This window comes from Microbacterium oxydans, from assembly GCF_000956405.1.
GTDB classification, from domain to species: Bacteria; Actinomycetota; Actinomycetes; order Actinomycetales; family Microbacteriaceae; genus Microbacterium; species Microbacterium oxydans_C.
Genome location: NZ_JYIV01000010.1, coordinates 18,495 through 39,322, shown reverse-complemented (window position 1 = coordinate 39,322; position 20,828 = coordinate 18,495). Strand labels below are relative to the sequence as shown.

At 63.9% G+C, this 20,828-nt stretch carries 18 protein-coding genes; 11 read left to right on the top strand and 7 right to left on the bottom strand.

The features are described 5' to 3' along the window. Positions 1-16 precede the first annotated feature (16 nt). On the bottom strand, positions 17-772 hold the full coding sequence (locus RN51_RS00940; protein ID WP_045262166.1) for an IclR family transcriptional regulator: 756 nt from the start codon (positions 770-772) through the stop codon (positions 17-19). A 251-nt stretch (positions 773-1,023) separates the two neighbouring features. Between RN51_RS00940 and RN51_RS00935 the strand changes: the two genes are divergently transcribed. The 5 genes from RN51_RS00935 (at position 1,024) to dgoD (ending at position 5,864) form a co-directional block, all read left to right on the top strand. Beyond that, on the top strand, positions 1,024-2,331 hold the full coding sequence (locus RN51_RS00935) for an ABC transporter substrate-binding protein (RefSeq protein ID WP_052674528.1): 1,308 nt from the start codon (positions 1,024-1,026) through the stop codon (positions 2,329-2,331). After that, a complete protein-coding gene (locus RN51_RS00930; protein WP_231579177.1) occupies positions 2,321-3,271 on the top strand; it encodes a carbohydrate ABC transporter permease in 951 nt (316 codons plus the stop codon). The genes RN51_RS00935 and RN51_RS00930 overlap by 11 nt, the downstream gene beginning before the upstream one ends. Before the next feature lie 79 nt (positions 3,272-3,350). Beyond that, positions 3,351-4,094: a carbohydrate ABC transporter permease gene (locus RN51_RS00925; RefSeq protein ID WP_231579178.1), complete on the top strand. Its 744-nt coding sequence runs from the start codon at positions 3,351-3,353 to the stop codon at positions 4,092-4,094. Then, complete coding sequence (locus RN51_RS00920; protein WP_052674526.1) at positions 4,091-4,726, top strand: bifunctional 4-hydroxy-2-oxoglutarate aldolase/2-dehydro-3-deoxy-phosphogluconate aldolase; 636 nt, start codon at positions 4,091-4,093, stop codon at positions 4,724-4,726. The genes RN51_RS00925 and RN51_RS00920 overlap by 4 nt, the downstream gene beginning before the upstream one ends. Positions 4,727-4,730: 4 nt before the next feature. Continuing rightward, entirely contained in the window at positions 4,731-5,864 is a 1,134-nt protein-coding gene (dgoD, locus tag RN51_RS00915; protein ID WP_045262163.1) for a galactonate dehydratase, read from the top strand. A 60-nt stretch (positions 5,865-5,924) separates the two neighbouring features. Here the strand turns inward: dgoD and RN51_RS00910 are convergent, their stop codons facing one another. The 6 genes from RN51_RS00910 to RN51_RS00885 all read right to left on the bottom strand — a co-directional run bounded on the left by RN51_RS00910 (position 5,925) and on the right by RN51_RS00885 (position 13,940). Beyond that, on the bottom strand, positions 5,925-8,855 hold the full coding sequence (locus tag RN51_RS00910; RefSeq protein ID WP_231579176.1) for a beta-galactosidase: 2,931 nt from the start codon (positions 8,853-8,855) through the stop codon (positions 5,925-5,927). A gap of 182 nt (positions 8,856-9,037) precedes the next feature. Further along, on the bottom strand, positions 9,038-9,994 hold the full coding sequence (locus RN51_RS00905) for a sugar kinase (protein ID WP_025104819.1): 957 nt from the start codon (positions 9,992-9,994) through the stop codon (positions 9,038-9,040). After that, positions 9,984-10,622 (bottom strand): bifunctional 4-hydroxy-2-oxoglutarate aldolase/2-dehydro-3-deoxy-phosphogluconate aldolase, encoded by a 639-nt coding sequence (gene eda / locus RN51_RS00900; RefSeq protein ID WP_045262174.1) that lies wholly within the window; start codon positions 10,620-10,622, stop codon positions 9,984-9,986. The genes RN51_RS00905 and eda overlap by 11 nt, the downstream gene beginning before the upstream one ends. Continuing rightward, positions 10,619-11,395 carry a 2-dehydro-3-deoxy-D-gluconate 5-dehydrogenase KduD gene (kduD, locus tag RN51_RS00895; RefSeq protein ID WP_045262161.1) on the bottom strand — a complete coding sequence of 259 codons (777 nt, stop codon included), beginning with the start codon at positions 11,393-11,395 and terminating at the stop codon, positions 10,619-10,621. The genes eda and kduD overlap by 4 nt, the downstream gene beginning before the upstream one ends. After that, positions 11,392-12,438, bottom strand: a complete 1,047-nt coding sequence (locus RN51_RS00890) for a zinc-dependent alcohol dehydrogenase (RefSeq protein ID WP_231579175.1) — start codon at positions 12,436-12,438, stop codon at positions 11,392-11,394. Before RN51_RS00890 ends, kduD begins: the two co-directional genes overlap by 4 nt. 8 nt (positions 12,439-12,446) lie before the next feature. Further along, the gene (locus RN51_RS00885; protein ID WP_052674525.1) at positions 12,447-13,940 is read right to left on the bottom strand and encodes an aldehyde dehydrogenase family protein; all 1,494 of its coding nucleotides are present in this window, start codon (positions 13,938-13,940) and stop codon (positions 12,447-12,449) included. 169 nt (positions 13,941-14,109) lie between these two features. Between RN51_RS00885 and RN51_RS00880 the strand changes: the two genes are divergently transcribed. From RN51_RS00880 to RN51_RS00855, 6 genes are all read left to right on the top strand, one after another. Continuing rightward, entirely contained in the window at positions 14,110-15,189 is a 1,080-nt protein-coding gene (locus tag RN51_RS00880; RefSeq protein ID WP_082066189.1) for a LacI family DNA-binding transcriptional regulator, read from the top strand. A 178-nt stretch (positions 15,190-15,367) separates the two neighbouring features. Continuing rightward, positions 15,368-16,642 (top strand): ABC transporter substrate-binding protein, encoded by a 1,275-nt coding sequence (locus RN51_RS00875; protein WP_231579174.1) that lies wholly within the window; start codon positions 15,368-15,370, stop codon positions 16,640-16,642. 158 nt (positions 16,643-16,800) lie between these two features. Beyond that, complete coding sequence (locus RN51_RS00870) at positions 16,801-17,646, top strand: carbohydrate ABC transporter permease (protein ID WP_115642580.1); 846 nt, start codon at positions 16,801-16,803, stop codon at positions 17,644-17,646. A gap of 13 nt (positions 17,647-17,659) precedes the next feature. Next, positions 17,660-18,544 carry a carbohydrate ABC transporter permease gene (locus RN51_RS00865; RefSeq protein WP_025104827.1) on the top strand — a complete coding sequence of 295 codons (885 nt, stop codon included), beginning with the start codon at positions 17,660-17,662 and terminating at the stop codon, positions 18,542-18,544. A 33-nt stretch (positions 18,545-18,577) separates the two neighbouring features. Continuing rightward, positions 18,578-19,684 carry a glycoside hydrolase family 117 protein gene (locus tag RN51_RS00860; RefSeq protein ID WP_231579173.1) on the top strand — a complete coding sequence of 369 codons (1,107 nt, stop codon included), beginning with the start codon at positions 18,578-18,580 and terminating at the stop codon, positions 19,682-19,684. Next, positions 19,684-20,775, top strand: coding sequence for a mandelate racemase/muconate lactonizing enzyme family protein (locus RN51_RS00855; protein WP_045262157.1), 1,092 nt, complete (start codon positions 19,684-19,686; stop codon positions 20,773-20,775). Before RN51_RS00860 ends, RN51_RS00855 begins: the two co-directional genes overlap by 1 nt. The last annotated feature ends 53 nt before the right edge of the window (positions 20,776-20,828 follow it).

Below are 20,828 nucleotides of genomic sequence, written 5' to 3'. Positions count from 1 at the left end.
CTCGCCAAGGCGCTTGTCAGCGGGTGACTGCTCCACTCCAACCGAGTTCATGGGAGATGGAGTCCCGTGTGGCCATGACGCGAGGCAACAGCTGCTGCAAGTGATCGACCGAAGCGATGGCGCGGAGAGACGTGATCGATATCCCGGCGACGGCATCGCCGTCCCTGTCGAACACGGGCACCGCGATGCAGTTGAGCCAATCCTCGTGCTCCCCGTCGTCGATCGCCCAGCCCCGGCGTCTGATGAGCTCATACTCCCTCAACAGCTGTTCCTCGCTGGTGATCGTCGTGGGTGTGTAGCGCTCGTACTCGATCTTCTTCGTTGCGAGCGCGCGTGTGCCGTCTGAGGCGAAGGCCATGAGGGCTTTGGCCACGGCGGCTGTATGCAGCTGCGCCTTGGCTCCGATACGCGAGCGCATCTCCACGTGCCCACCGCCGTCGAACTTGTCGATGTAGATGACGTCAGTCTCTACTCGTTCCGCGAGGTGGAGGGTGTGACCGATGGTCGTGCTGAGGCGGTGCAGATGTGGTCGGGCGACTTCTCGCACGCTGATTGCGTCCAATGACCTTTGCCCGATCGAGATGAGCTCGAACCCGGTGACCCATTGTCCTGAGGCCTCACGGCGGGCGAATCCGCGCAGCTCCAGCGTCTGAAGCAACCGAAGAACAGTGGAGCGGTGGACCCCGAGCTCGCGTGCCAGCGCGCTCGGGGATTGAGGGCTCGCTGACAGCCGTGCGATCACATCGAGTGCGCGATCCACCGAACTCGCCATGAATCCTCCGATGATCAGGCGCCCACAGCGAACGATGTGCGCTCAGTGCACACTACACCGCGGTCTGCGGTGTTCACCGTGACGGCCCGTGTCAGGGTCTCACCGGTACTACCGCTGGAATACCGGTTGCTCACTTTGCAATGTTGTGCCATGGTAGTCCTCGCAACCGCGTGCGATCAGCGCACATTGTGTTGCACTATCTGCAACCACAACGATGTGAGCGCACGTTGAGCGCTCCGCAGAGGAGAAACATGAACAACCCGAAACGGCTCATCGGGCTCACAGCCACCGTGGTGCTCGCGGGCAGCATGGCCGCGTGCAGCGCAGACACCAGCGACTCGGCCGAGGGCGACGACGATGTGACCCTGACAATTCTGAGCAGCACCATCGTGGAACAGCCGGATGGCGAGGTCGAGCAGGCGATCGCAGATGCGTACATGGCCGAGAATCCGAACGTCACTATCGAGTTCATCGGGGTGCCTTCGAACGAACTCCAGACCAAGCTCGTCGCGATGGCGTCGAGCGGGACTCTGCCCGACATCTTCTTCAACAGCCCCGACTTCGCGCCGAAGTCGGTGGACCTCGGCGCCCCCGCTGATCTCAATGAGGTCCTGGGCGCTGAGTTCGTTTCCGGTTTCGCCGACAGCGGCATCGAACAGGCGACGATCGACGAGGCGATGGTGTTCGCCCCGTGGTACTCGATTCCCACGGGTCTGATCTACCGTGCCGACTGGTTCGAGGAGGCCGGGGTGACCCCGCCCGCCACGTGGGACGAATTCATCGAGGTGGCGCAGGACATGACTACGGACACCGACGACGATGGCGAGACCGACCGCTGGGGCGTCGCCCTCCTCGGCTCGGCTGACCTTTCAGGTGCAGGACGCTTCATCCCCATTCTGAGGTCGTTCGGTGCGACCGAACTCGAAGCCGCGGGCGATGGATGGGAGACCGCCTACGACTCGCCCGAGGCCGAAGCGGCGTTTCAGTTCTATGGCGACCTGGTCAACAAGTACGAGGTCACCCCCGTGGGGACGCTCAGCACTTCGTATCCCGAGGCTGTCAACCTCATGAGCAGCGACACGACAGCGATGATGGTGAGCGGATCGAACGCCATCGGCGCCATCATGGCGCAGAATCCCGAGCTTGAGGGCAAGCTCGCCGCCGTCCCGCTGCCGCACGCTCTGGGGCAGGAGCCCGCGGCGAACCTGGGCCTGGGCGGCTACAGCATCAGCGAGACCAGCGAGAACAAAGAGGCGGCGGCCGACTATCTCAGGTTCCTCCTCAATGACGAGAACCAGGTGCAGTGGTCGGATGCCACTGGCCGGCTGCCGATGCGGACTAGCGCTCTGGAGCAGATCACAGCTGCTGGGGGCGACCTTGCCGGGTTCGTCGATGCGATCCCGTACGGCTATGCGCCTCCGCAGGCGACGTTCTACCCTGCGGTTCTGCTCGCCGGAACTGAGGCGTATCAGAGTGTGATCTTGGAGCAGGCGAAGGCCGAAGAGGCGGGATCGGAAGCGGCACGGGTCACGAGAGAAGAGATCGACAATGCCCGCTAGTCCGACTCTCGCTCCGGCTTCGGCGCATACCCGCCCGCCCGCGCAGAACAAGCGCGGGCGGGCGGGAGGGCGTTCTGCACGGGACGCCCTCGCCGGACGGCTCTTCACGTTGCCGGTTCTGCTGGCGACGCTCGCCCTGGTGGCATATCCGATCGTCTACGGCATCGCGCTGAGCTTCTTCGACACGAACCTCGTCAATCGATGGGACTTCGTCGGGTTGGACAACTATGCCCGGCTTGCGCGAGACAGGAGCTTCTACGAGTCCATCGGGATCACGTTCGCGTTCGCATTTCTGGTTGTGGCGGGAAACCTGGTGGTGGGCACCGGCCTGGCGCTGCTTCTGAACCGCGGGTTGCGTTTCACCACGTTCTTCCGTGTGGTGCTCATCCTGCCGTGGTTGTTCCCCGAGGTCGTCGTAGCGCTGATCTGGAAGTGGATGTACAACCCGATCTACGGCCTCTTCAATGCGAACCTCGAAGCACTGGGGATCATCGACCAACCGGTGGCGTGGCTCGACGACCCGAACCTCGCGCTCCTCGCCGTCGCCATGGCCGCGATCTGGAAGGGTTATCCGCTTGTCATGATCCTCGTGCTTGCGGGACTCCAGACCGTGCCGCGCGAGCTGTACGAAGCGGCCTCGCTCGACCGTGCCAGTGCTGCTCGACAGTTCTGGCACGTGACACTCCCGTCGATCCGTCCCGTCCTCTTAGCTGTGATCGTCTTGGAGACGGCGTGGTGGTTCAAGCACTTCACCATCGTGTGGCTGTTGACGAACGGTGGTCCTGCTGGCGCGACGAACGTCGTGAGCATCGACATCTACCAGCGCGCCTTCAAGAGCTTCCAGTGGGGAGATGCCGCCGCCACGGCCGTGATCGTTCTGCTCATCTGTCTCGTCCTGAGCGGGATCTACCAGAAAGCCCTTCATCGTGACGACGAATAATGCAGTCCGTACGAGCAATGCCGTCGCATATGTGTTGCTTGCGTTCGCCTCGCTGGTGGTGTTGGTGCCAGTCGCATGGATGCTGGCGACCGCATTGAAGCCGTCAGAGGAACTGTTCTCGCAGGTTGTGCGATGGCTCCCGGTCCGACCCACGCTCGACGCGTTCGCCCGGGTCTTCACGGACTATCCCTTCGCCACCTACTTCGCGAACTCGATCGTGGTGGTCACGTTGTCGACAGTGATCGCCATCGCTTTCGCGACGTTCGCCGGATATGGTGTCTCACGCTTCGAATTCCGCGGCAGAGGTTCGCTGATGACGTTCCTGCTGTTGACGCAGATGTTCCCCTCGATCATGCTGCTGATCCCGTACTTCAAGCTGTTCCAGAACTTCGGGCTCATCGACACGCGCACCGCCCTCGTCATCGTCTATGTCTCGTTCCAACTTCCGCTGTGCACGTGGATGATGGTGGGGTACTTCCGATCCATACCCACCGAGCTCGACAGCGCAGCCGAGGTGGACGGAGCCGGGCGCGTTCGCACCTTTTTCCAGATCATCCTTCCGCTGACGATGCCCGGTGTGGCAGCGACGGCGATCTACGCGTTCATCAGTGGATGGAACGAATATCTGTTTGCGCTCGTTCTCACCTCCAGCGAAGACAAGAAGACCGTGCCCGTGGGCATCGGCCAGCTGATCGGCCAGTACCGAATCGAGTGGAACGATCTGATGGCAGCATCCCTTTATGCGCTGGTGCCCCTCACATTGATCTTCATCTTCTTGCAGAAGCGAATCGTGAGTGGCATGACGGCGGGAGCAGTGAAGTGACCGGGATAACGGCCGAGCGTGCCGACCAACTGTTCGATGATTGGTTCGCGCGATCGCGGGTCATGTCCATCCTGCGCGGCTATGACTCCGAGACCACGGTGTCTCTTGCGTCTCGAGCGTGGGACGTAGGTTTCGCACTCGTCGAGGTCCCTCTGTCGAGCGAGGCCGCGACGGTGACGCTCGCTCGAACCGCGGAGGCGGGCCGTGCCCGCGGGCGGGTGGTCGGTGCGGGCACGGTGACGGACGCGCATGCCGTCGACCTCGCGAGAGAGGCCGGAGCCGCGTTCACTGTGGCGCCAGGGTGGGATCCAGAAGTCGCCGAAGCAAGCCTCAGCGCGGGAATGCCGCACCTTCCGGGCGTGATGACGCCGTCAGATGTCACCGCTGCGCGTGCTGCGGGACACCGTTGGCTCAAACTGTTCCCCGCAAGCGTGCTCGGCCCATCGATGGTTCGCGCGATGCTCGGCCCGTTCCCGGACCTGCGCTTCGTGGCAACGGGCGGGGTGGACGCTGACAACGCGAGTGCATTCCTTGAAGCGGGAGCGTCAGCGGTGTCGCTGAGTGGTGCCACGCAAACCATATCCGCAGATCATGTGCGCGCTCTCTCCGGGCAGCCTCGAACGCGAAAGTAGGACCATGAAGATCACGGGAGTTCGAATCTTCCACGTTCGGCCGCGATGGACATTCGTCGCCGTCGATACCGATTGCGGGATCACGGGCTATGGCGAGCCAGTGGTCGAGGGCCAGGCCCTCGTCGTCGCCGAAGCGGTCCGCCACTTTGCCGACTACCTCATCGGCAAAGATCCGCGAATGATCGAACACCATTGGCAGGTCATGTATCGGGGCGGCTTCTATCGCGGCGGCGCCATCGGGGTCAGCGCGATAAGCGGGCTCGAGCACGCTCTGTGGGACATCAAAGGGAAGTTCTACAACGCCCCCGTGTATGAACTCCTGGGCGGGCGGGTTCGCGACCGGATCAGGATGTACGGTCACGGCCGTGGCGAGACGGATGCGGACTTTGTACAGGCGGCCCTCCGCGCGCAGGCCCAGGGTCTCACGGCCATCAAGATCGGGATCGACGGGCCGGCCCGCGCGCTCGAAACCCAAGACTACGTCGAACGCCAGGTTCGCCGGCTGGCGGCGGTTCGTTCGGCGGTCGGCGCGGACTTCGACATCGCGATCGACATGCACGGCCGCACGTCGCCCGCCACGGCGAAGCAACTCATCTCAGGGTTCGAGCCGTTCCACCCGCTGTGGGTAGAGGAGCCGTGCCTTCCTGAGAATGTCGATGCGCTCTGCGACATCGCAGCGACGACAGACGTTCCCATCGCGGCGGGCGAGCGAAGATTCACCAAGTGGGAGTTTCGCGAGCTCATCGACCACCGCGCGATCTCGGTGGCACAACCAGACCTTTGCCACGCGGGAGGGATCTTCGAGTCTCGGAAGATCGCAGCGATGGCTGAGGCGCAGTACATCAGCGTCGCGCCCCACAATCCGCTCGGACCGATCTCCCTCGCCGCATGCGTGCAGCTTGACGCGTGCACTCCGAACTTCGTGATCCAGGAGCATCCGTCGATGGATGATGGCAGCGATCTCGGCCACGGGCTGCTCGTCGAGCCTTTCGAGATCATCAACGGCTCCGTTGAACTCCCGACGGCGCCCGGGCTGGGCGTCCAACCCGACGAGGATCTGTTTGCGGAGCGCGCTTACCCAGGTGACTGGCGGACCCCGGTCTTCGTCCACGACGACGGATCACACGGCGACTGGTAACTCGCGCAAAACGAGGAGGAGGGCGTCCCGAGCACGGAACGCCCTCCTCTTCTTGGTGCGCTAGTTCAGCGTGAAAGCGATGCTGAACTCGTTGCCCGCGCGGTCGAACACGATCATCGTGTTCTGTCCGCTGCGAGCGCCGAACACTCCGGGCGTGACGAAGTTGACGTCTGACCAGGCGTTGTCGGACAAGTCCTTCGTCCGACCGTTGATCTCCACTTTGTCGACTTTGCCGGCGTCGTGGAGCTTGAAGCTGACCATGTCGTAGGAGTCCCCGTTTGCGACAGTGAACTTCGTGCCGTCTTTGATCGTTGCCGTCGGCGGCGTCGCGTCGATGACGAAATCGACGGTGCTCGTCTTCGAGACGTTCCCCGCTGAATCGTGCGCGTTGTACTTCAGCGTGTACGTGCCGTCGGACAGTGACACGTCGGCGATGTGCGAAGCGCTCGTTGCGCCATCCACGGCCGTCTGTGTGCTCTCGATCAGCGTCGACCCCTGGTAGATGTTGGCAACGATCTTCTTGAGCCCGCGGTCGTCGGTCGCATCCACCTGGATGGATGCCGAACGAGACGGTGCGAGCGAGTTGGGTCGCACCAGGGTGACCGCCGGCTTGGTGACGTCAGGAGTGGGTAGGTCGAGGTCTCCGAAACGTCGCTCATAGAGCTCGCCATTCAGTTGCCGAGCGGCGTCGACCATCTCCGGATACGGGCGGTCGGTCACCGACACGAAGCCCACGTTGTAGTTCTCACCGTCGATCTGTCGACCGCTGATCGGCGAGTCCACGTACTGGAACCAGTGGCCGCCGACCATGTACGGGCTGTCGATCAGGCGCTCCATGTACTCGCGATACATGAGTCCGCGCTCGGCTTGGGATCCTGCAGAGATCAGGCCCGGGTGCGGGTTGCCGCTCGTTGTCGCACCCATATGGAATTCACCGATCAGGCTGGGCTTGTCGAGGTCGGCGAGGAAGGCCCACTCTTGCGGGTGAAGACCCTCGCGATACTCGTTGTAGGTCATGACGTCGACGTACTCGGCTGCTGCCTCGAGCACCTCCGGTGTTCGACCCCAGCTGGCGAAGCGCGGCCCCATGTAGAGGGCGTCGGGAAGCACTCGCTCGAGCTCGTCGTGGACGACCTCGAAGTACTTGCTCGCATACACCTTCATCAGCCACGCGTAGTCGGCGGTTCTCGCGGCCTCGTCGTTTCCCTGGTCGAAGGACCCTGCGTCGAACTCCTCCCATGACGCCACCGATGTCGACCACGCGGTGTTCAGGGCATCGATCGTCCCGTACTTCTCCTTCAGAAGGCGACTGAACTCAGCCTTGGTGGGTGTGACGGAGGCATCCCGGCCGAGCGTGTCGATCGCGATTCCGTAGCGCGTGGCGAAGCTGCCCCCGTTGCCCCAGCTGCGCTCGTTGTCCATGAACACTCCGACCAGCCATGGGTTGTCCTCTCCGGTCTCCGCCGCGACGGCCTCGGCTGTCGCGCGCGCCGCCTGTTGGAAGTCCGAGTCGAACGGGTCGGGAAGCGGGCCCCAATAGTCCTGTCCGGTGCTGACCGTCTTGTAGTCGCCAATGATCCAGCCGTGCGCGAACACCGGCAGGGTGGCATTGTCGTACAGCTCTGGGTCGGCCCAGTTGCCGAACGAGGTGAACCCCCAGCTGCGCATTCTCTCCACGGTGTTGTCTTGCCACAGGTCCACGACCTCGCTCGTGTTCTTCGCGCTCGGATACTTGAGAGCCAGGTTGTTTCTGTAGAAGTGGAAAGTCTCTCCCTGCTCCATCGGTCCGGCGAAGGTCTGCGGGTTGTAGCCGTAGTGCTCAGCGCCCTTCTTGTTCAGTTTCGGGAGCTTCTCGAACAGGTCCGCGCGGATGTCGTTCGTCTGCTCTCGAGTCTTCACGACCGGGCCTTCGAGGCGGTTGAGATCCTCGGGGGTCGCCGCTGTGCGCCCGCCGACGTACTCTGTTTCGAAGTCGGGCAGCAGCTCGTGATCGTAGTCGTAGCCGGTCATCGTCTGTCCGTCGAACAGGCGGGCATTGTCGATTCCGGTCGAGAAGTAGAGGTAGCCTTCGGGGTCCACGAGGGTCCACTCGCCGTTCGGGAGCTTCTCGGTGCGGAAGTGCCCCGTGGCTTCCAGGCGTGGGCCGTCGGCCCAGCCGCCGTATGTGGAGCGATCACTGAGTTCGGGATGTGCCGCGAGGTCGGCCTGTTCCTGCTTGCGTTGCTTCTTGATGTCGCCCGCAGATGAGATCTTGCCGTCGTACTCCATCTTCGCGTTCTGCCCGAACTTGTCGACCAGCCCGGTGAGGTAAGCCGGGTCCGCCGGCGCGTCGCGCACGATCGCGATGTCGTCGATGATGACTTCACGGTCGTGCTGGAGGCCCACGACGTAGAAGATGACCTGTTGGATCTCTGCGGGGTCCAGCTTCTTCGTTCCCCACATCCAGACGGCTTGTTGAACCTCCTTGTCAGCGAGCCACGATGGATCGGCGCGAAGACCCGAGTCACGGTCGTTGGCGGGACTGTCGATGTCGACGTAGTAGGTGCCGCTGGAACCCGCCGCGACGTTGATCGCGCGGGTCGCGACGCCAGTAGAGGAGAACACGTCCACGTGGAACTGCACTGAGCGATCGCCGGGATTGGTCAGTTCGACGGAGAGACCGACTGACTCCGATCCCGACAGGTCCAATCCGCCGGGGTGCCGAACATGGAACGACGAGTAGTACTGCGACTCAGCATTGAAGTGGACCTTCCACTTCTGATCACCGTCAACTGTCACGGCCTCGCTGGACGCGTTGTACGCACCTACCTCGACGGGGTCAGGGAGCGACCCGTCGAAGTCGTACAGCACGGTCTGATCGCCGAGATTCGGCGAATCCTCAGCATGGGCTGCGGGTATCGCCGCAGTCGACAACGCCAGGGCGACTGTCATGGTGGCGGCAACCGCGGTGCGTGGCCGACGCCGCGTGGGTGGAGTGGAGGAAAGGGTCATCCCGAGACCTTTCTGCATCAGCGCGCGACGAGCAGGCGATCCGAGAGGCACTCGCATCGACGTCGACGCACTGAGCGGGGCTTCTCATCGATGAGTCGCCGCTTCGCCCTGACAACATTAAACCGGTTTTCTTAACACTTCACAAGGAAAAGTCCCTGACGAGGCGTCTTTCGCGGCGCTGATCAGCGAGCGACGGGATCTGTCCGGGTGAGAGATGCCACGTCCTCGCGTGTCGGGAGAGACTCCCAGTCGCCGGCCGCGGTGCAGGCGCACGCTCCTGCGGATGCGCCCATGCGCAGACATGACTCGGGACTCGCCGCACGCACCCGCTCCGCGAGGTAGCCGGCGACGAATGCGTCGCCCGCGCCCACGGTGTCGATGACGTCCACCGGCACCGCGTCGACGTGGAACGCGTTCCCGTCGATGTGAGCGTCAGCTCCCTCCGCGCCACGCTTGATGATGACCTCCGACGGACCGAGCGCGGCGAGGCCGTGCGCGAGAAGAAGCGCGCTCGTCTCTGATGTGTCGAGCGCCAGGGCAGCCTCTTCGACGCCGGCGAAGACGATGTCGCTCGACGCGATCAGCTCGCGATAAACAGGTCGCGCGAGACCGGCATCCCAGAGACGAGAACGATGATTCACGTCGAAGGAGACGCGCACACCCGCTGCTCGCGCACGTCGGATCGCGGCGAAGATCGCCTCCTTGGCGTCGCCTGACAGTGCCGGCGTGATGCCGGTTACGTGCAGAACGCGCGCATTCTCGATGATTCCCGCAGGGATGTCTCCGGGGGTGAGGCGACTGCCGGCGCTGCCGGATCGGTAGTACGAGACGGACGTCTGCGTGGACGAGCGGCGCTCCTTCACCATGAGCCCGGTCGGAGCATGAGCGTCGATGATCTCCACGACGTCGACGGACTCTGCCCGAAGCGTCCGCAGGATGCGCTCGCCGAAGGCGTCGGCGCCAACCCTGCCGAGCCACGCTGCAGCCACTCCCAGACGGGCCAGTCCGATTGCCGTATTCGACTCGGCCCCGCCGATGCTCACGCCGACCGCGTGGGCCAGGTCGAGACGCCCGGGGTGTAAAGAGTGCAGCAGACCCATCGTTTCGCCGATCGTGATGACCTCGAGATCACGCTCCATCGCCGACCACCGCCTCTGCGGCGGCGCGGCTGAGGCGCTCGATGCGCCTCCAGTCTCGGGCCTCGACCGCATCCGGCGGAACCATCCAACTGCCACTGACCGCGAAGACCGCCTCGTGCCTCATGTAGTGGGGCGCATTCTCTGCGGTTACACCCCCACTGGGCATGAACGAGATCTCGGGGAAGGGCGCGGAGAGCGCCCGGACGGCGTCGAGCCCGCCGAGTGCCCCTGCCGGAAACAGCTTCACGTGGGTGAGCCCGAGCGCGATCGCTTCGAGCAGATCGCTTCCCGTGGCGATGCCGGGAATCACAGGAAGCGCCGCGCTCTGGGCGGCTTCGACGATCTCGCGGGACAGGCCGGGAGCAACGAGGAATCGGGCACCCGCTTCCGCCACCGCAGTCACGTCCGCGGCATTGCGCACCGTGCCGGCGCCGACGACGACATCGGTCCGGTCGCGCAACGCCGCGATCGCCTTCAGACCCTCTGGCGTTCGCAGCGTGATCTCGATGATCGAGATTCCGCCTGCGGTGAGAGCATCAGCGAGTGCCGTCGCGTGGGTGGCGTCCGTGAGTGTGACGACCGGAACGATCGGCGACGAGGGCAGGAGAGCGTGCATGGGGATGCTCATCGGCCGAGCCATCCCCCGTCCACGGGGAGGGTGATCCCCGACACGTAGTCGGCGGCCGAAGAGGCGAGGAACACGGCGGCACCCTTGAGGTCTTCGGGACGGCCCCACCGACCGGCCGGGATTCGCTCCAGGATGCTGCGCGAGCGATTCGGATCGTCCTGGAGCGCCTGCGTGTTGTCGGTGGCGATGTACCCGGGAGCGATCGCATTGACGGTGACTCCCTTTGCCGTCCATTCATTGGCCAGGGCTCGGGTGAGGCCCGCGATGGCGGACTTGGATGCCGTGTAACCGGGAACGGTGATTCCTCCCTGGAAGCTGAGAAGGCTCGCGGTGAAGATCACCTTGCCCCGCCCGCGCTCGAGCATGTGCCGTCCGATCTCCTGCGTGAGCACGAACTGGCTGGAGAGGTTCACCTGCAGCACGTGGTCCCAGTCTTCGAGCGAGTGGTCGGCGGCGGGTGCCCGTCTGATCGTGCCCGCGTTGTTCACAAGGATGTCGACGGGGCCCGTCGTGGTCACTTCTCGAGCGAAGTCGATCACGGCAGCTCTGTCAGAGAAGTCGACGGCGTGTGACGTGAAGGTCCGGCCGGTTGCTTCGACCGCGCGACGTGCGGGACTGTCGCCGGGCGCCAATGTCGCCGATACGCCGATGATGTCGGCACCCGCCTCGGCCAGGCCCTCAGCGATGGCCAGCCCGATGCCACGCGCTGCGCCGGTGACGACGGCCCGCTTGCCTGTCAGGTCGAACGCGCCCAGGTGGTTGAACACCGTCATGCCGCGCCTCCCGTCTGGACATCGACGAGAATCTTCATGGCTCCGCCCGACTGCAGCTGATCGAAGGCCGCCTGGGTGTGGTCGAGAGGAAGAACGCCCGTGATCATGGTCTCGTGAGGGATGGATCCCTCCGTGAGCAGATCGACGGCGCGCTCGAAGTCCCGGCGCTGGTAGACGCGCGCGCCGAGGATCCTCAGCTCGCGCCAGAAGACGCGCTGGAGGTCCAGCGGCCGAGGTTCGGGGTGGATCGCGACCACGACGATGGTTCCACGCACCTTCGCGAGGGAGGTCGCCCCGAGCACGGCGGCCGGTGCGCCGGACACCTCGAACACGACGTCGGCACCCGCGCCCTCCGTCCACGCTTCCACCGTCGCCTGCTGATCTTCGGCTCGGGGATCGATGACATCGAATCCCAGTTCTCGCGCAACCTGTGACCGCGCGGCATCCAACTCGATGATGCGGACGTGCGCTCCTTCGACGCGCGCGACCGAGGCGATGAGGAGGCCGATGGGGCCTCCTCCGATGACGACCACTTTGTCGCCGGCCGCCACCTCGCCGCGCCGCACATCATGGACGGCGACCGCGACAGGCTCGGCAAGTGCCGCAATCCGCAGGTCGAGGTCGTCGGGCAGTCGCACGAGAGTCGCCGCCGGAACATTCCACCGGCCTTGAAGGGCGCCGGGGGAGTCGATCCCGATGAAGTCGAGGTTCTGGCAGATGTGCTGATTGCCTGCTCGGCACGCGGGGCACGTGCCATCCCAGGCGAGGGGCATCACGGTGATGCGGTCGCCCACTTTCCAGTCCGTGACGTCGGGCCCCACCTCAGCGATCGAGCCGCTCATCTCGTGGCCGATGACGGCCGGCATCGTCACGCGTGCATCCATGTGGCCGTGAAGGATATGAAGGTCGGTGCCGCACAGTCCGACGTAGGCCACTTCCACCTGCACTTCCCCCGCAGCGGGCGGCGAGGTAGGAGCATCCATGATCGTCATCTGCGCGTTTCCCGTATAGGCGGCGGCGGTCACAGTGGCTGTTCCGTTCATCGCGGCGCTCACTCTCCGTGCTCCGGGCCGTAGCCGACGTAGGCCGTCTTCCGCCGCACGTAGCGCTCGTAGCCGTGCACGCCGTCGTCGCCGCCGAGTCCGGAGTCCTTCCAGCCCGTGTGGAATCCCTGAGGCCGCTCCGGTCCCGCCTTGTTCACGTAGATCTCACCAAACTCGAGGTCGTCCAAGGCACGCATCACGGTGTGGAGGTTGCGGCTGTAGACGTACGCCGACAGGCCGTACGGCGTGGCGTTGGCGCGTGCCACCACCTCGTCATAGCTGGCGAATGTGGTCAGCGAGAGCACCGGCCCGAAGACCTCGCTGCGTGCGATGTCCATCTCGGCCGTCACGCCAGTCAGCAGGGTGGGGGCGAACCAGTTCCCGGTGGCGAACTCTTCGCCCTCGGGGCGCCCGCCGCCCATCTCCAGGGTTGCGCCCTGCTCGACAGCCCTGTCGACCATGGACTTGACCTTGTTCCACTCGCGGTCGGCGACGAGAGGTCCGAGTGCCGAGGACGGATCGAAGGGGTCCTTGGGCTCCACGGCACGCAGGTGAGCACGCACGCGTTCGAGGAACTCGTCGCGGACGTCTTCGTGCACATAGGTGATCTCATTGCAGGTGCAGACCTGACCGGCGTTCCAGAGACGAGCATCCACGGCATCCTTCGCTGCCCGATCGAGATCTGCATCCGGGAACACGATGAAGGGAGCCTTGCCACCGAGCTCCAGCGAGACCGGAATGAGCTTCTCGGCAGCCTGGCGCATGATCTCGCGCCCGCCGCGGGTCGAGCCCGTCATCGTGATCATTCCGACGTCGGGGTGATCCACGAGCGCGGCTCCGGTCTGCCGTCCCGGGCCGCATACAACGCTCACCAGACCGTCCGGCACGCCGGCGCGCCGGCATAGCTCGGCCAGGGCCATCGCCGACAGGGGTGTGAACTCACTGGGCTTGACCACTATCGCGTTGCCGGCCATCAATGCCGGCGCGACCTTCCGCGCGAAGATCGCGGCGGGGAAGTTCCAGGGAAGGATTACACCGACCACGCCAATGGGAACCTCACGCACCGTCAGCTGTTCACCGGACTCGGTAGCGAGCACCTCACCGATTTCTCGGTACTGCTGGCTGATGGCGAACTCGAAGAAGTTCTGCGCTCCACCGATCTCGCCGACGGCGTCTCGGAAGGGCTTGCCCTGCTCGACGGCGACGATTCGGCCGATCTCTTCCGCGTGCTCGCCGAGAAGCGTGTGGATGCTCCGCAGCACCTGCGCGCGCTGAGTGTGACTGCGTCGGCCCCATTTGCGCTGCGCCTGCACGGCAAGTGAGACTGCCTCCGCGACGAGTTCGGCGGAAGCCGATGGGACATTCGCGACGTGCTCGCCGGTGGCGGGGTTGACCACGGGGAGCGGATCGCCGCTGCCCTCCGTTCGCCGCGCACCGCCTATGACGTGGCTAGGCTCGGCGCCGAGCAGGCTGTCAGCTGTGAAGATCGATCGCACGTCCACGCGAGTTCCTTCCTCGGCGCCGCAGGTCGACGCCAATGTCTTCGTGTCGGATCCATAAGGGAACCGGTTTTTCAGACTAGCGGATCCGCGGCTCGAGGGCAACGTCCCTATGCTATTCGTAATCCCGCCCGACGGATCGGCTGGGAGTGGCGATGAAGCAGGGGGCCGAATGAGCGAATCGCAGATGGACAAGGTCGAATCGCCGGATGCTGCGGCTTCGACGCTCCGTGGTCGTGCGCGCCTCGTGGATGTCGCAGAGCGGAGCGGGGTGACGAAGTCGATCGTCTCGCGCATCATGAACGACGACCGCAGCCTGCGAATCCGACCTGAAACCCGTCAGCGCGTGAAGGCTGTCGCCGAAGAGCTGGGCTATCGCCCGCACGCCGGCGCGCGAGCCCTCTCGGTGTCGCGCACAGGTGCGTTCGCCCTTCTCATTCCGGACCTGACTAACACCGTGTACGCCGCGATCATGCGCGGAGCCTTCCGGCGTGCGAAGGAGCATGGCTATGTGCTGCTGATCGCTGAAGACACGCCGGATGCGCCGGCCGGCCCGGACGACTACGCCGAGCTCGTCGTCTCAGGACGCGTCGATGGCCTGCTCGTTGCCTCTGCGCGCCCGGGCAACCCATTGGTGGACAGGCTCATGCAAGACCCCGCTTCGGTGGCACATGTCTTCGTGAACCGCGAAGTCGAGGGCTCCGGCCGCAACATCGGGCTCGACATGCACGGGGCGAGCGGGCTGGCCGTCGATTTTCTGCACTCACATGGTCATCGTGCGATCGGGCTCACGGCCGGTCCGCCCGATTTGCATCCCGCGCGCTCGAGACGCGAAGGGTTTGTTGATCGCATGACATCTCTTGGTCTCGATGCCGCGCGCATCGAGCACGGAGACTTCAGTGAGCGTGGCGGCTTCGAAGCAGCGAATCAGCTCTTGGCGGCGCATCCTGAGCTGACGGCCATCTACGCTTCGACATTCGGCCAGGCTGTTGGTGCTTTGAAGGCTGCGAGGGAGCGTGGGTTGCGCGTACCGCAAGACCTGTCGGTGATCGCGTACGACGACCTCTCCGTGGCAGAGTATCTCGACCCGCCGTTGACGACGGTAGCAATGCCATTGGATGCTCTCGGCGTCGCTGCCGTCGATGCGCTCGTTAAGCAACTTGCCACTCAGCGGCCAGCGGAGTATCGACTGCCAGACGGATACCGAGTTGTGGAGCGCAAGTCGGTAGCGGCGCCTCGCATCACGAACTGACGCCAGTTCGCGCCCGGGGTTGCGCGCTGCGCACTCTTCCGTTTACACTCTGGAAAACCGGTTCTCTGGTCGGTAGCACCACACCTGCATTCGCAATGACGCATTGAAAGGGATTGCAATGACGAAGTCATCTTTCGACCCTCGGGGGATCTCCCGTCGAGGTTTTCTGGTTGGTGGGATGAGTGCGGCCAGCATCGCCGTTCTCGCCGCCTGCTCCCCTGGCGGAGGAGGCTCGAGCAGCGGCGGAGGCTCGTCCCCGCTGCCGTTCTGGGATATGCCGTGGGGGTCGCCGGGGCAGGCCTACATTGACGCCGGCAAGTCGATCACCAAGAGCTATTCGCCGAGCGGCGACTTCCCGGGCGCGACCTATCAGTCGATCCCCTGGAACAACTGGCTTCAGACCTTCAGCTCCGCGGTGTCGGCGGGAACGGGTCCGGCGATCAGCACCGGCGGCGCTTTCCAGTCGCTTCAGTACTACGTGCAGGACGCCATCCACCCCGCCGACGGCGTGCTGAAGAAGCTCGAGGCCAGCGGGAAGATCGGCGACTTCCTGCCCGGGACGATCGATCAGTTCTCGTATGAGGGGGTGCACACCGCCCTGCCGTGGAACGTCGACGCGCGCATGTTCTGGTATCGCAAGTCGCTCCTCGAGGCTGCAGGGGTCGATGTGCCGACTTCGTGGGATGAGCTGCACTCCGCGGGGCTCGCGCTCAAGAAGAACGGCGTCTACGGCATGATCGCTTCAGGAGGAGGCGGCGGTAACGCGTACCAGACGCTGCTGTCGATCGTGTTCAACAACGAGGGCGGCCTCTTCAACGCTGCGGGCGAGCCCGACACGATGACCGATCGCAACCTTGAAGCAGTCGAATTCATGCGGATGCTGTCGATCGACGGCATCTTCGATCCCGGTAGCGTGAGCTACTCGGTCGCGAACGTAAACGAGCAGTTCATCGCCGGCAAGGCCGCGATGTCCATCCTGCCCCCTGATCTGGACAATTCCCTCGAGGATCCCGAGCTGGCAGCGGACACGCTCATCGGAAGCCCACTCGCAAGCCCCAATGGCACGTACGGTACACAGGCTTACACGAGCGATCTCATGATGTACACGGGGCGCGGTGACTGGGACGTCGAGGCGGTTGAGGATTTCGCGATTTACTACCTCAGCGCGATGGAGGAGTACTGGAAGCTCGGCGTGCTCAACAAGATCCCCGTCCTCCAGAGCACGGTGGATCTCCCCGAAGTGCAGGAAAACCGCAACTTGGTGAAAGCGATCGACGAATGGCTGCCGGTTGCTCGTCCGCTGTTCTCGAACGCAGACCAGGCCTTCCCGGAGGTCAACGCCGTCGACGGCGGCCAGGCGATCACCACCTGGGCTCAGGAGGTCATCCAGGCGGAGAAGAGCGCTGAGCAGATCATGCAGACGCTGCAGGACGAGATCGAAAAGGTGATGTAGTTGCCGACGATGGCGAGCACGAGAGCAAAGAAGCTGGCGGAGAAATGACGACGACGGAACGATTGGTAACCAAGCGACCGACCCGTAAGGGCTTGGTGCCTGGCGGAAGGGGGCCCGCGGGACCGCGGGGTTCGCTCTCGCCTGGACGGGCTACCACCATGGCAGCTCTGTTGGCGCCGTCCATTCTCCTCCTGGTCGCGATCAACGCCTACCCTCTCGTGTTCGCCATCGGGCAATCACTGCATGATGGCGGGATCACCGGCGCCGGTGATTTCGTCGGGCTGGAGAACTACGCGACGGCACTACAGGATCCTGCATTCTGGAACGCCGCCTGGTTCACCCTGATCTTCACCGTCGTCTCGGTCGGAGTCAGTTGGATCATCGGCATGACGTTCGCTCTGGTGCTGCGCAATCCGTTCCCCGGTCGATCGGGATTTCGACTGCTTCTCCTTCTGCCATGGGTCGTGCCGGTGGTCGTATCCACGACCAGTTGGAACTTTTTGGTCGCGACCCAGAGCAGCCCCGTGCCTACTCTCTTTCGCGCACTGGGATTCGGGAACGTGCAGTTCCTCGCCGACCCCACATGGGCGATGATCACGGTGATCGTCTTCAAGATCTGGGGCAGCTTTCCGTTCATGATGCTGATGATGAACGCAGCGCTGCAGTCGGTCGACCCCAGCGTCGAGGAAGCCGCGCGCATCGACGGGGCAACTGCGTGGCAGAAGCTGCGACACATCATCCTGCCGATCATTGCGAAGCCGATATATATCAGCTGGGTTCTCGCCGCGATCTTCACTGTGAACGATTTCCCCACGATCTATCTCCTCACAGGGGGAGGTCCGGTCGGGGCGACGAACACTCTCGTCGTGTTCGCCTACCGGCTGGTGTTCCAGGACTTCCGCACCGGCTACGGCGTGGCCGTCGCCTTCTTGATCACGATCGTGATTGTGGCGGTTTCGGTGTACTTCTTCCGGCGCATCAATCGCGCCCCCCTCGCGAACTGATCGGAGCGCAGTCATGAGTGAAACTCAGAACCTGGTCGTCGCCCGGCACGATGCCCGGCGCGCGCAAGCCCGACCGACCTCGCGGTTCGAGCGCAAGCAACGCATTCGCGGGTGGACAACGTTCGCGGTGATGGCGATTATCACGGCGCTCATCCTCACGCCTATCATCAACATCATCGTGCTCTCGTTCCAGGGCGGGCAGACGCTCTCGGGCGAGACGATCTGGACGTTCGACAACTTCACCGAGATCTTCACCGAAACTCCGGTCATCACCTACCTGACGAACAGCCTAACGGTGACTCTCGGGACCACGGTCTTCGGAGTGATCATCGGCGCGATGGCCGGATATCCTCTCTCGCGGCTGAGGAACCGTTTTGCGCGGGGCTACTCCCTCACCCTGTTCGTCGTGCAAGGTCTGCCGGTGATCGTCATCGTGATTCCACTGTTCGTTGTATTCGCCAGCCTTGGCCTCGCGGACAGCCTGACAGGCGTTGCAATCATCTTCATCGCCGGAAGCATGGCAGTCACCTGTTGGATGATGGCGTCGTACTACGACAGCATCCCGTTCGAACTCGAAGAGGCCGCCTGGGTCGACGGAGCGAGCGTCTTCGGCGCCTTCGTGCGTATCGTGCTGCGCAATTCGTATCCAGGCATTCTGTCGGCGGCGATCTTCAGTTTCTTGGTTGCCTGGAATGACTACCTCGTGGCTGTCGTGTTCCTGCGCAGCGAAGACAACTTCACGCTTCCGATCGGCCTGCAGTACTTCTTCCAGCAGAACTCCACCGACTGGGGGCCGGTCATGGCCATGTCTGTCGTCATGCTGCTCCCACCTGTCATCATCTTCGCCGCGCTTAACCGATACTTCTCCATCGGCGGCGTCGGCGGCGCAATCAAGTAAGACCGAAAGGCCATCCGAGCTATGCCCATACCCATGCTCAGCACCGCGAGCCAGCGAGCTGCTGCGTACTCATCAGACCCGCAGTGGTTCTGCGACTTCACCGAGGAAGACATCACTGGTCTCGTTCCCGAGCCAGGCGTTCACCGCCGAGACCCCTCCAGCGTTCTGTTGAAGGACGGTACCTACCACGTCTGGTACACCAAGTCGACGGGCGAGGCCGTGGGATTCGGCACAGCCGACCCGCGCGCCAAGGTGTTCCCGTGGGACTGGTCTGAGATCTGGCACGCGACCAGCGTGGACGGCGTGGAGTGGGTAGAAGAAGACAGGGCCGTCGGAGTCGGCGCATCGGGCGAGTACGACGACCGTTCCGTATTCACTCCAGAGGTGCTCGAGCATGAAGGGCGCTACTACCTGGTGTACCAGGTAGTGCAATCCCCTTACCGGCTGCGAAGCTTCGAATCCATCGCCATGGCATCTGCGGATCGGCCAGAGGGTCCGTGGACCAAAGTCTCGGCGCCGCTGCTAGAGCCAGCAGCCAACGGAGAGTGGGCGGGAGAGGAGGATGACCGCCTTGCGGTGCTCTCGCAAGGCGACTTCGACAGTCACAAAGTTCATGACCCGCTGTTGCTGCCACTGGATGGAAAGTTCTTCCTCTACTACAAGGGCGAGCAGATGGGGGAGCGCTTCACCTCGGGTGGACGCTCGACGAAGTGGGGCGTGGCGATTGCGGATCACATCGAGGGACCGTACACGCGGTCCGAGCTGAACCCCATCACGAACAGCGGCCATGAGACGTGCTTGTGGTTGCACGACGGCGGTGTGGCGGCATTGCTCACTACCGATGGACCGGAGCGAAACACGATCCAGTTCGCCGCTGACGGCGTGAACTTCGAGATTCAGTCATACGTCCCGAATCCGCCGATCGCGGCGGGTCCGTTACGATTCGACGCACCTACTCAAGTGCCACTGGACGGTCTGCGCTGGGGGCTGTGCCACGACGTCACCGGCGAGTGGGGCTACCTCAAGGCGTTCCGCGCGGACGAGACCCAGAAGCTGAAGTACGAGCTCGGGGTGAGCCCCGAGAAGGGGAACGAGGCGTTCCAGGCGAAGCTTGCCGAACGCGCGGACGGGGCACGCTGATGGCCATCATCGAACGGGTGCGCACCGACCTTTATCGCGTGCCGCTGGCGAACCACCTCACCGACAGCACCCACGGCGTCATGATGGACTTCGAGCTCATCACCGTCCGGATCGATGACAGCGATGGTGCCACCGGAGTCGGATACACGTACACCGTGAATCACGGTGGTGCTGCCGTCGCCACTATGATCGAAAAGGATCTGTCGACCTGTCTCATCGGGAAGGACGCCGATCAGATCGAGCGCCTCTGGCAGGACATGTGGTGGTGCTTGCACTACGCCGGTCGCGGCGGCCACCAGACATCTGCGATCTCGGCTGTCGATATCGCCTTGTGGGATCTCCTCGGTGTGAAGACGCGGATGCCGCTGTGGAAGCTGTTCGGAGGATACGACCCACGGGTGCCGGTGTACGCCGGCGGTATCGATCTGGAGTTTCCGCTCGCGCGCCTCCTCGAGCAAGCTGACGGATTCTGTGCGCAGGGGTTCCGCGCGATCAAGATGAAGGTCGGTCGAGCGGATTTGCGTGAAGATGTGGCGCGCGTGGCTGCGATGCGCGAGCACTTGGGCGACGGATTCCCACTGATGGTGGATGCCAACATGAAGTGGAACGTCGACGAGGCCCTCCGCGCCTCGCGGGCATTCCTGCCCTTCGATCTGACGTGGATCGAGGAGCCCACGATTCCCGACGACCTTGCCGGCAATGCGCGCATCGTCGCGCACGGGCAGCACGCGATCGCGGCGGGGGAGAACCTGCACACGATCTACGACTTCGCTCAGGCGATCGAACGCTCCGCGCTGACGCTGCCGGAGCCCGACGTCAGCAACATCGGCGGATACACCGGGTTCCGCAAGGTCGCGGCGCTGGCCGAAGCACACAATCTCAGCCTCACGTCGCACGGTGTGCACGACTTGACGATTCACTCGCTCGCCGCGGCGCCGCATCGCACGTTCATGGAAGCCCATGGCTTCGGTTTGGACGAGTTCATCGCTCAACCCATGCAGATCACCGATGGTTTCGCTACAGCTCCTGATCGACCTGGCCACGGCGTGGAGCTCGACTTCACCGGCCTGACCGCTCTCGACGCGGCCTGACCGCAGCACCGCACAGCGGCACCGAACCCCCACCGCTTCGACGGAGCCGACGC